The sequence below is a fragment of the Magnetococcales bacterium genome (assembly GCA_015232395.1).
Classification (GTDB): Bacteria; Pseudomonadota; Magnetococcia; order Magnetococcales; family JADFZT01; genus JADFZT01.
On the sequence record JADFZT010000016.1, the window covers coordinates 58642 to 69589 of the forward strand.

9 protein-coding genes are annotated in these 10948 nt (G+C 60.1%); 8 read left to right on the plus strand and 1 reads right to left on the minus strand.

All coding sequences use genetic code 11. From position 1 onward, the window contains the following. Window positions 1-49 precede the first annotated feature (49 nt). From HQL52_06770 to der, 8 genes are all read left to right on the plus strand, one after another. Window positions 50-1750: an NAD+ synthase gene (locus HQL52_06770; GenBank protein ID MBF0369143.1), complete on the plus strand. Its 1701-nt coding sequence runs from the start codon at window positions 50-52 to the stop codon at window positions 1748-1750. A gap of 20 nt (window positions 1751-1770) precedes the next feature. Next, window positions 1771-2604 (plus strand): tetratricopeptide repeat protein, encoded by an 834-nt coding sequence (locus tag HQL52_06775; protein MBF0369144.1) that lies wholly within the window; start codon window positions 1771-1773, stop codon window positions 2602-2604. Beyond that, the gene (locus HQL52_06780; protein MBF0369145.1) at window positions 2601-3974 is read left to right on the plus strand and encodes a helix-turn-helix domain-containing protein; all 1374 of its coding nucleotides are present in this window, start codon (window positions 2601-2603) and stop codon (window positions 3972-3974) included. The genes HQL52_06775 and HQL52_06780 overlap by 4 nt, the downstream gene beginning before the upstream one ends. Further along, the gene (gene ispG, locus HQL52_06785) at window positions 3971-5065 is read left to right on the plus strand and encodes a flavodoxin-dependent (E)-4-hydroxy-3-methylbut-2-enyl-diphosphate synthase (protein MBF0369146.1); all 1095 of its coding nucleotides are present in this window, start codon (window positions 3971-3973) and stop codon (window positions 5063-5065) included. The genes HQL52_06780 and ispG overlap by 4 nt, the downstream gene beginning before the upstream one ends. Before the next feature lie 19 nt (window positions 5066-5084). Then, window positions 5085-6524, plus strand: coding sequence for a histidine--tRNA ligase (locus tag HQL52_06790; GenBank protein MBF0369147.1), 1440 nt, complete (start codon window positions 5085-5087; stop codon window positions 6522-6524). Further along, window positions 6511-7170 (plus strand): tetratricopeptide repeat protein, encoded by a 660-nt coding sequence (locus HQL52_06795; protein ID MBF0369148.1) that lies wholly within the window; start codon window positions 6511-6513, stop codon window positions 7168-7170. Before HQL52_06790 ends, HQL52_06795 begins: the two co-directional genes overlap by 14 nt. After that, window positions 7167-8351: a PQQ-binding-like beta-propeller repeat protein gene (locus HQL52_06800; GenBank protein MBF0369149.1), complete on the plus strand. Its 1185-nt coding sequence runs from the start codon at window positions 7167-7169 to the stop codon at window positions 8349-8351. The genes HQL52_06795 and HQL52_06800 overlap by 4 nt, the downstream gene beginning before the upstream one ends. 123 nt (window positions 8352-8474) lie before the next feature. Further along, window positions 8475-9875 carry a ribosome biogenesis GTPase Der gene (gene der, locus HQL52_06805; protein ID MBF0369150.1) on the plus strand — a complete coding sequence of 467 codons (1401 nt, stop codon included), beginning with the start codon at window positions 8475-8477 and terminating at the stop codon, window positions 9873-9875. A gap of 65 nt (window positions 9876-9940) precedes the next feature. Here der and HQL52_06810 read toward each other — a convergent pair. Then, the coding region (locus HQL52_06810; protein MBF0369151.1) for a CBS domain-containing protein at window positions 9941-10948 on the minus strand (1008 nt) is incomplete at its 5' end.

Below are 10948 nucleotides of genomic sequence, written 5' to 3' on the forward strand. Positions count from 1 at the left end.
GAATCTGGCCTGACTCTCTCCGGTATTCAGTCTGGAATCTTTCGACCCTATGGAATTTACCCTGGCCATGATCCAGGTGGACCCCCACGTTGGGGCCCTGGAAAAAAACAGCCGTGCACTCCTGGAACACGTCCGCAAGGCCAAGGAGGCCGGGGCTGACCTGGCGGTTTTTCCGGAGTTGGCCCTCACCGGCTATCCCCCGGAAGATCTTCTCCACAAGCCCCTGTTTCTGGAAAGATTGGGGCAGGTGGAGGAGGAGCTGCACCGTGGGGCGGCTGAAATAGGCATCGATATTCTCTACGGTTCCATCCGTTCTGGCCCGGAGGGGCTTTGGAATGTGGGCCTATTGATCCAGAATGGGGTGGAAACCGGGATGGCGGTCAAATGGCGTCTGCCCAACTATGGGGTTTTTGACGAACGGCGCTATTTTCAACCCGGAACATCCACCCGCCCTTTCGACTACCGGGGTATCGCCATCGGTGTGACCGTCTGTGAGGATATCTGGCATACCGACGGCCCTTTGCCGGAGTTGGCCCGGGGGGGCGCCGAGCTGATCCTGAATCTCAACGCCTCTCCTTTTCATATGGATAAGCGGACCCAACGGCTGAAAACCGTCACCAGCCGGGTCCAGGAGCACGGCCTGCCCATTGTTTATGTCAATCTGGTAGGGGGGCAGGACGAACTGGTTTTTGATGGGGACTCCTTTGCCATGGATCGCCATGGAGAGATCATCGCCCGCTCCGCTTTTTGTCGGGAGGATCTCAACCTGATCCGAGTGCGCCAGGAGCCCCGGGAACGGTCGGAGCCCCAGGGGGAAGGGGCGCCGGTTGGAGAGAGGGCCAAGAGAGGCGTAACTCTCGTGCCGGGGCGGATGGAACCCCTGGCCGATGCTACCCGGGAGCTCTACCAGGTGTTGTGTACGGGGCTTGCGGGGTATGTGCGTAAAAATGGTTTTGATGGGGTGGTGTTGGGGCTTTCGGGGGGGATCGACTCGGCGCTGACCGCGGTCATCTGTGCCGATGCCTTGGGGCCCCAGCGGGTGGAGGTGGTGATGATGCCCTCTCCATACACCTCTCCGGAAAGCCTGGAGGATGCCGCTGACGGGGCCAGGCGATTGGGTATTCGACTGGGAGAGATTCCCATCGGGCCGCTGTTTGATCTTTTTCAGGCGAGCCTGAAGGACGAATTTGCGGGTTATGGGGCCGATGTCACCGAGGAAAACATCCAGCCCCGCATTCGGGCAACGCTGCTGATGGCCATCTCCAATAAAAAGCGCCTGCTTCTGGTGACCACCGGCAATAAAAGCGAGATCAGTGTCGGTTATGCCACCCTCTATGGCGATATGGCCGGGGGGTTTTCGGTTTTGAAGGATCTCCTGAAAGAGGGGGTCTATCGACTGGCCCGGGCGCGCAACCAATGGGCCCAAGAGGCGGGAGAGCCCCCGCCGGTGCCGGAAAGAATTATCGACAAGCCCCCGTCGGCGGAGCTTAAACCCGACCAGAAAGATACCGATTCCTTGCCCCCTTATCCCGTTCTCGATCAAATTTTGCAATATTATGTGGAACAGGAACTGGGGCTTATGGAGATCGTCAATAAAGGGATCGACCGGGCCACCGCAGCCCGGATCATTCGGCTGGTGGACCAAAATGAATATAAACGGCGTCAAGCCTCCCCCGGTGTGCGGGTTACCCGGCGGGCCTTCGGCAAGGACAGGCGCTATCCCATCACCAACGGTTTTCGGGTATCCTGATCCAGATGATGAAACGATCCATGCCAGCCAAGGGACAAAACAGCCTCGGGAAAAACCTTCCGGCAAGCCGGGGGAGCTTGGGTGTTATCTGGCGCATGGGGGCTGTGGTACTCACTCTGGGGAGCGGTTTGCTCTTTTCAGCCTGTGGCGGGGATTCAAAACCAAATGTTTCCGCTGAGGATCTGACGGTTTATCTGGACAAGGGGCAGGCTTATCTCAATCGGGGCAATGCGGTGATGGCGCTACCCGCTCTGCAAGAGGCCCAGGCCATCGACCCGGACAACCTGGAGGTGCTGGTGGCGCTGGGGTTGGCCTACGATGGGGTGGGGCGTTCCCAGCAGGCGTTGGCGGTGTTGGAAAAGGCTCACGAAATAGAGCCCCATAGCGGCCAGATCAGCAACAACCTGGGGGTGGCGCACATGCGCCTGGGGCAGCTGGAGGAAGCTGAAAAAGCTTTTGGTGAGGCGTTACAGGATCTTACCTACGCTACACCTGAGGATGCCCAGTTCAATTTGGCCCTGCTTTATAAACGCCGGGGCGAAACAGAAAAGATGATGACGGCCCTGACCCGAACCATCGATTACAATCCGGGTCATCTGGGGGGACGTCTGGAACTTGCCGACCACTACCGGGATGTGGGAAAACCCTCTCTGGAGAAGCAACAGCTGCAAATGGGTTTGGCGGAACATCCCGATCATCTGGTTTTGATGGAGCGTCTGGCTAAGGCGTATGTGGCAGCAGGTGAGCAGGAGGGGGCCCGGGCTGTGTATGGACGGATTGCCAGGCTGGCACCGCAATCCGAATCGGGTAAACGGGCGATCCATTGGCTTTCAGCAGTGGGAACGGAAGAATGAAGTCAAACCGATCGGGACCCATGGCGGTCCCCAAAAAGAAACCGCTGCGTGGCAAGGAGCCCTCTCTGGGGGAGCCTGACGGACAGGGTGAAGAGCAGCAGCCCCCAACAGAAGCCCCCAACCAGGCGCCTCCTGCTAACAGCGGTGGGGCAGCTTTGGCGGTGGGACAGACCCTGCGGGAGGCTCGGGAAGCCAAGGGGCTCACCCTCCGGGAGCTTTCCCGCACCACCCGCATCCGGGATTTTCACCTCAACGCCCTGGAAAATGGTGAGCTGGACAAGCTGCCCGGCAATACCTTTGTCGTGGGTTTTTTAAAGATCTATGCCAAGGCCCTGGATCTGCCGGAGAAAGAACTGGTGGCCCAGTTCAGTGCCAGCCTGGATGGCCGCACCCGCAAACCCATGCGACCGGAACCGCCCCCAGCCCCCACCGGGGATACCAAAACCGGTCCTCGTCCGGGCAAATGGCTGGTGCTGGGGGGGATTGTCCTCCTGGTGGTCATATTTGTCCTGTTTGAAAAATATCAGACTGAACTGGTGCCCGACGGCCCCACACCCAAACCGGAGCCTCCCCAGGCGATGATGGAAGAGCCTCTGGTGAGCGATACGCCGCCGGTGGTGGTGTCCGAGACCGACTCCGGCCTCTCTATTGATGCCGATTTGATTCCCCAGTCCGAAGAAGACCGGGAGGCCAGGCGTGTGGAGACCCCAGCCACGGAAGCGGCTGCCACTCCTGCTCTGAAACTGGCCGTGGATGCCCCTCTGGTTCGGGCTTCCGGCAGCATCTCGACCCCATCCGGGGAGGGGGGGGAAGCCGATACAGAGCAGCTGGCTGAACCTGGCGCACCGGAAACGGTTGAGAATCCTGAAACACCGGCTACCCATCCCCGTTTGCGGGTGGCTACCCAGGTGGCCCAGGAGAGCCCGACCGCTGCCCAGGCTCCGGCCACCGAGGCTCCGGCCCAGCCGGTTTCGGATCGACTGGCCGACCGTATCGTGGAGGTGGCTCAAGATGCCCCACAAGTCACCCGACGCGATCAGCCCATCGAGGAGCGTTATCCCGAATCGGGTGAGGGGGATGTGCCGCCGGGAATCACCCCAAATACCGTCTATCTGGAGGCCCAGGAGAGTGTCTGGGTGCAGATTTTCGATCAGGCTGGTGAGGAAAAGAAGGATATGGTGCTTCGCTCCGGACAGCGTTTTGTGATGCCGGAAGAGGGGCGTTATCTGGCCACCATCGGCCACGGGGGTGGGATCGCCATCTTTGTGGGTGAGGAGCGTATTCTCCTCAAGGGAGATCCGGCGGAACCCATCAACAATCTGGAGTTGACCGCGACTTCCCTGCGGAAAAAGGCTGCTGGAAACCCGTGAGCAGGGTCTCCTTTTTGACCCCCCGCAAGCCGACCCGACCGATTTCGGTGGGGGGGGTGCAGGTGGGAGGGGATGGGGTTATTTCCGTCCAATCCATGACCAACACCGATACCCGGGATGTGGCGGCCACTTCGGCCCAGATTCGGGCGTTGGCGGAGGCGGGGGCGGATCTGGTTCGGGTCTCCTGTCCCGACGAGGAGGCAGCCCGTGCGGTTGGCCCCCTGGTGGCGCAATCTCCGGTGCCCCTGATCGCCGACATCCATTTTGATCATCGCCTGGCATTGACCGCCCTGGAAAATGGCATCGCCTGTCTGCGGATCAATCCCGGCAACATCGGCTCCCGGGAGCGGGTGGGGGAGGTGGTGCGGGCAGCACGGGAGCGCCAGGTGCCCATCCGGATCGGGGTCAATGCCGGCTCCCTGGAGCGCGCTCTTCTGGAACGTTACGGCGAACCCTGCCCGGAAGCGATGGTGGCGTCGGCCCTTGAGCACATCCGCATTCTGGAGGATCTCAACTATCAAGAGATCAAGGTCAGCCTCAAAGCCAGTCAGGTAGGGCTGACGGTGGCGGCTTATCGTCAGCTTTCGGGGCAGGTGGATTATCCCCTGCACCTGGGCATCACCGAGGCGGGGGGGCTCCTGCCGGGATCGGTCAAATCGGCGGTGGGGCTCGCACTGTTGCTCTCAGAGGGCATTGGCGATACCCTGCGGGTTTCCCTCTCCACCGATCCAGTGGAAGAGGTCCGGGTAGGGTTTGAAATTCTCAAGGCCCTGGGGCTTCGGACCCGGGGAGTCGATATCATCTCCTGCCCCACCTGCTCCCGGCAGACCTTCGCGGTGATCGATGTGGTGGCGCAACTGGAAAAACGTCTCGCCCACATTCGGGAGCCGGTGACGGTTTCGGTGATCGGCTGCGTGGTCAACGGTCCCGGGGAAGCCAAGGAGAGCTTGGCCGGGGTGGTGGGGGGTGAGGGTAAAAATCTCCTCTATCGAGGGGGAGAGCCCCTGGAAAAAATTACCGACGAAGAGTTGGTGGAGCGACTGGTGGCCGAGGCCGAGGCCGCTGCACTGAAAATGCGTGAGGCAACATGAGCAAGAGGTCAGACAAGGCATGACTGATGGGGCCGAAAAATCGGCGCTTCCGGGTGACAGCGATCCATCCGCCGGCAGTGTAATATCCGGAGGCCGCGATCAATCCGGAGGTGGCGGTAAGTCCAGAGGTGGTGGAAAGTCCGGTGGTGGTAAAAAATCTGCCAGCAGTGGTAAAGAGCGTTTTGCCACGGTGCGGGGAACCAAGGATATCCTGCCGGAAGAAGCGGCCCGACGCCACTATCTGGAAGGGGTCGCCCGACGGGTTTTTGATCTCTACGGCTATGGCGAGTTGCGTACCCCGATTTTTGAGCGGACGGAACTCTTTGCCCGGGCGGTGGGGGCGACCAGCGATATCGTCGAAAAGGAGATGTACACCTTTGCCGACCGCAATGGGGACTCCCTGAGCCTGCGCCCCGAGGGAACCGCTTCGGTGGTGCGCAGCTTTATCGACAACAGCCTCCATCGGCAGCTTCCCTGGCGGGTTTTTTACATGGGGCCCATGTTTCGCCACGAGCGCCCCCAAAAAGGCCGTTACCGGCAGTTCCACCAGATCGGCTGTGAGCTGTTCGGTCCGGATGGCCCGTTGGCTGATGTGGAGATGATGGCGATTGTCCTGCGGATTTTGCGGGAGATCGGCCTGGATCGCTCCCTGACGCTGGAGATCAACTCCCTGGGGTGTCCCGAATGCCGGGATCCCTACCGGCAGGAGCTGATCGTCTTTTTTCAGGAGGTGCGGGAGAAACTCTGCCCCAACTGCCAAAACCGTCTGGAACAAAACCCCCTGCGGGTGCTCGACTGCAAGCGTCCCAGTTGCCGGGAACTGGTGGTGGATGCGCCCAAGATGATCGACCATCTGTGTGGGGGGTGTCAGGACCATTTCCAGGGGGTGTTGGGACATCTGGAGCGCATGGGTTTATCCTATCAGGTCAATCCCCTGATGGTGCGGGGGTTGGACTACTACACCCGTACCGCCTTTGAGGTGATTACGGGAGATCTGGGAACCCAAAATGCCGTGGCGGCTGGGGGGCGTTATGACGGCCTGGTGGGGGAGATGGGGGGGGTTGCGACCCCTGCCATCGGTTTTGCCATGGGGGTGGAGCGCCTGGCACTGCTGCTGGGTGAGGAGGCCCGGTTTCAAAAGCCTCCGGGAGTCTATCTGGTGGCGGTGGGAGAAAAAGCCAGGCCCCAGGGGATTCTCCTGGCGGAGGCGATGCGGGATGAGGGAATTGGGGTGGCGTTTGATCTCGGGGATGGCTCCATGAAGAGCCAGATGAAAAAAGCCGGTCGTTCCGGGGCCGATTTTGCCGTGATCATTGGTGAACGTGAAGTGGCTGAGGAGACTGCCCAGGTGAAAAATATGGGGCAGGGTGAACAAAAATGTATGGCCTGGGGAGAGGTGGTGTCCTATCTCAGCACCCTCCTCAACCGGTCCGAGGGGATGATCCATGGCTCAAATTGATGAAATTTTTGAACAGGTAGACGAACAGCTCGAAGCGGACCGCTACGAAAAATTTTGGAAGGAAAACAGCGGTCGGATTATCGGCACGCTGGTGGCCTTCTTTCTGGTTTTGTTCGCTTATGTGGGATGGAAAGAGTATCGCACGGGGCAGGAGGAGAGTGCTTCTGAGCTTTATCTGGCCGCCATTGGTCGTATCGAGCAGGGGGATTTGGCGGTTGCCGGAAAATATCTGGACAATCTCCAGGACGGCTACGGCAGCATGGATTATGCTGTTTTGGGGCAGCTCATCAAAGCCCGGGTGTTGCACGACGGTGGGGATGATCCGGGCGCGATTCGTCTGTTGGAAGGGGTGGCCGGGAGTCCTGGCAGCTCGGAAACTTTGGCAGATCTGGCCCGCCTCAACGCCGCCTATCTGGTGGCTGGTAAGGATGAGGCCGGGGCTCTGGGTTATCTGGCCAAAATTCCCGCTCAATCTCCCTTCAAGGCCCACGCGCTGGAGTTGCAGGGGTTGATTTCCGAACAGAAAGGCGAAGGGGGCAAGGCTTTGGCTTATCTCAAGGAGGCCAAACTTTTGCAACCTGGCGGGGCTCTGGGAGGGCGCATCGACCGCATGGCGGAACGTTTGGAGGCGGGAGAAAAAAAATGAGCAGGCTCTGGTTTTCCTTCGGCCTGATGTTGCTGGCCGGTTGCTCCTCCATGCCCTCCTGGATGGGGGGAGACAGCGAGAGCACAAGCAGTGTGGAAGAGGCGCTCTTCGTGGTGCCCGATCCGGGACGCTCTACGGGCCTCAAACGGGTTTGGCATGAATCCGTCGCAGGCACGCCAGACGATTTTTTCAACCATCCGGGCCACTTTGTGGTGGATGGGGGGGATGTTTTCGTAGCCACCCATGAAGGCCAGGTGGTGCGGCTGCACGCCAAAACCGGTGGGGAAATCTGGGATGTGGAGGTGGGGGATCCCATCGCCGGTGGGGTGGCTGTGGGTGAGGGGTTGGTCTATGCAGGCACTGTCGAAGGAGAGATGATTGCCCTGGCCCAACTCAACGGTAAAGAGGTGTGGCGCACCCGGGTATCCACCGCAGTCGCTTCCGCCCCCACGGTCGCTTCGGGCCGGGTGGTTTTTCTCACCTTGAACAACTGGACTTACGCTTTGAGTGCTGCCGATGGAGAGCGGGAGTGGATGCATCAATCCTTGCCTGAGGGATTGGTGATGCGTGGTGCAGCGCGACCGACGGTGGTGGGCGAACGGGTTTACACGGGCTACTCTTCCGGAGAGGTGCATGCCTTGAGCCTCGATAAAGGCAAACCCCACTGGTCGGAAAATTTGACCATCCTCGGGGGGCGGGTAGAGATTGACATGCTCCAGGATGTGGATGCCGCCATCGTCGTCGAGGAAAATGCCTCTGGGGACGACCGGGTGTTTGCCATCAATCACAAGGGCAAGCTGGTTGCCTTGAGTGGGGACAACGGCAACCGTCTTTGGGAGCGCTCCATCAAGGCCGTCCGGCGTCCCTTGCTCTTTTCCGGGCGGCTCTATGTCACCGATATGGAAGGGGGGCTTTCGGCTATTTCGGCGGAGGACGGCATTCCCCTGTGGCAGACCCGTCTGAGCGACGGCATGTTGACCGCTCCGGTCTACTTTAACGATCAGATTTTCATCGCCGATGATCAGGAACGCCTCTTTTCGGTAGATCCCGAAAGCGGCCATCTCATGGGGCTCGATCAGATAGGTGATCCGGTCCATGCGGATCCTGTGGTGGTAGCTGAGGGGGGCTCCAAGGGGCTCTATCTCTGGACCAACGACGGCAATGTGATGCGTTTCCAGTAAATTTGTTTGGGGCTCATTTTTGGTTTTTTCCCCCTGGCGGTCTTTTCCGTCAGGGGCTGATCCGGTTTTTTTCTTGCCAATCTTTGCCCCCTGATAACCTACTCTGTTATCAGGGGGGTCGGTTTGTCACCTCCCTCTCCTCTGACTCTGGCCTCTGATACCGTGCTGCCACTTATCGCCCTGGTGGGACGCCCCAATGTGGGTAAGTCCTCTCTTTTTAATCGGCTGACCCGTTCCCGTCAGGCGTTGGTGGACGATAAACCTGGGGTCACCCGGGATCGTCAATATGGCTCTGGCGTTTGGGGCAAGCGAAAATTTCGTCTGGTGGACACCGGGGGGTTTCAGGCTGGCCCCGAGGAGCCTCTGGCTGCCCAGGTGACCGAACAGGTGATGGTGGCTCTGGAAGAGGCGGACGGGGTGGTTTTCGTCACCGACGGCCAGGCCGGTCCCCTGCCGGAAGATCGCCACATTGCCAATATGTTGCGACGCTTTGGCAAACCCCTGGTGCTGGCTGTCAACAAGAGTGATTCCAGGGAGGGGCGGGAGGGGCGGTTTGCCTTTCACGAACTGGGCATTCACCCCCTGCTCCCCATCTCCGCCGCCCACGGCCATGGCATGGATGATCTGATCGATGCCCTTTCCCCGGTGTGGCCGGAAGAGATCGAGGCGGGAGGAGAGTCGGACAAGGCAGAGGATCAGTCGCTTCGGGTGGCGGTGGTGGGGCGGCCCAACGTGGGTAAGAGCACCTTGGTGAATCAGCTCCTGGGAGAAAACCGGCAGCTGGCTTCCGACATTCCCGGCACCACCCGGGACAGCGTTGACATGGTGCTGGAGCGTCCTGACGGGGGGCAGGTGATTTTGGTGGATACGGCGGGTATCCGGGCCAAAAGGCGCATCTCCCAACGGCTGGAAAAATTTTCAGCCATCGCTGCCCTCAAGGCCATCGATCGGGCAGAACTGGCCATCCTGGTGCTGGATGCCCCTCGGGGAATTACCGATCAGGATCAAAAGGTGGCGGGCTACGCCATTGAGGCGGGGTGTGGGGTGGTGGTGGCGGTCAACAAGTGGGATGCCATGCCCCGGGGAAAAGAGGCGCGGAGGCTTTTTCTGGAGGAGTTGCGCCGGGCATTCCCCCATTTTCCCCATGTGCCGGTGCGGTTTTTGTCGGCCAAATCCGGAAGTGGCGTCAACCCCTTGCTCCCCACCGCTGAAAAGGTGTGGAAGGGGTGCCGGTTGCGTATCTCCACCGGCCAACTCAATCGCTGGTTGCGGGAGGCGGTGGAAAAACATGCGCCGCCCCGTTCCGGGGGAAGGTCGGTCAAGATTCGTTTTGCGACCCAGGTGGCGGTCTCTCCTCCCACCTTTATTCTTTTTACCAACCGGCCCGATGGGGTCAATCTCACCTATCGCCGCTATCTGGAAAACCAGCTTCGGGAGCAGTTTCCGTTTGCGGGCGTTCCCCTGCGGATCTTTTTCCGTAAGAGAGAAAACCCCTTTGTCGATGAGAAGGGTAAGGGGGCGTGATCATCTCATCACCCAGCTGTTCTGGAAGAGGGAGTGAGGGATGTTTTTTAAGGTAGAGTCCTGAGCTATTTGATCGAATTTTTCTTTCGGAAAATATTGAGCAGCCCGTGGACGGTGACAAATCCCCTGAGACTCCCCTGCTTGTTGGAGACCACCGGCAGGGCACGGAGTTTGTTTTGGTCGATGATCTCCGCTGCCTGGTTGATGGTGCCTGAGGTGCGGATGGAGATGACGGTCTGGTTATAGTTGACCTTGTCGATGGGTAGCGCAAAGAGGGCCTTGTCCCGGGAGGTCATGGCCCGGGAGCCATAAAAGGGCCCCATGAGCTGACGCAGATCGCTCTCGGTGATCACCCGATCCAGCTTGCCTTTTTTCTCCACTCCGATCAGGCTCGTGCCGTTTTGCAGCAGGGCATTGATGGCCTGAATCACCTTTTCATCATGTTTCATGGTCACTGGGGGGACGGTGATCACATATTTGACGCTGCCTTTTTCGTTGAGGAGAGCCAGCTCTTCATCGCTCCAGGTAACACCTCCCCCTCCTTGGGAGTTGGCCCCCATCCCAATACCAGGGCCTGCCGCTCTTGAGGGGCCGGGAACCGCTGCCCCAACGCCCGCTCCCCCTTCGCCAAACCCTTGTGCTCCGGGAATACCTGCGCCCATTCCTGCGCCATGGGGTTGCGCGTTTCCTTCAAATCCATCTGCCCCGGGAATGCCAGCCCCCATTCCTGCCCCATGGGGTTGTGCTCCACCGTCAAATCCTTCTGCTCCGGGAATACCAGCCCCCATTCCTGCCCCATGGGGTTGTGCTCCGCCGTCAAATCCTTCCGCACCGGGAATGCCAGAAGCGCCCTCCATGCCTTGGGGAAAGGCCCCGCCATCGAATCCATCTGCCCCGGGGATGCCAGCGGCTCCCCCCATGCCTTGGGGAGCTGCCCCGCCATCGAATCCTTCCGCACCAGGGATGCCAGCGGCTCCCCCCATGCCTTGGGGAGCGGCCCCGCCATCGAATCCTTCCGCACCAGGGATGCCAGCGGCTCCCCCCATGCCTTGGGGGCCGGCCCCGCCATCGAA

What these genes read in the sequence shown, in the direction of transcription:
- HQL52_06800 (MBF0369149.1), top strand. Translation starts at nt 7,167, where the DNA reads ATGAGCAGGCTCTGGTTTTCCTTCGGCCTGATGTTGCTGGCCGGTTGC.
- HQL52_06780 (MBF0369145.1), top strand. Translation starts at nt 2,601, where the DNA reads ATGAAGTCAAACCGATCGGGACCCATGGCGGTCCCCAAAAAGAAACCG.
- HQL52_06770 (MBF0369143.1), top strand. Translation starts at nt 50, where the DNA reads ATGGAATTTACCCTGGCCATGATCCAGGTGGACCCCCACGTTGGGGCC.
- HQL52_06790 (MBF0369147.1), top strand. Translation starts at nt 5,085, where the DNA reads ATGACTGATGGGGCCGAAAAATCGGCGCTTCCGGGTGACAGCGATCCA.
- HQL52_06775 (MBF0369144.1), top strand. Translation starts at nt 1,771, where the DNA reads ATGCCAGCCAAGGGACAAAACAGCCTCGGGAAAAACCTTCCGGCAAGC.
- HQL52_06795 (MBF0369148.1), top strand. Translation starts at nt 6,511, where the DNA reads ATGGCTCAAATTGATGAAATTTTTGAACAGGTAGACGAACAGCTCGAA.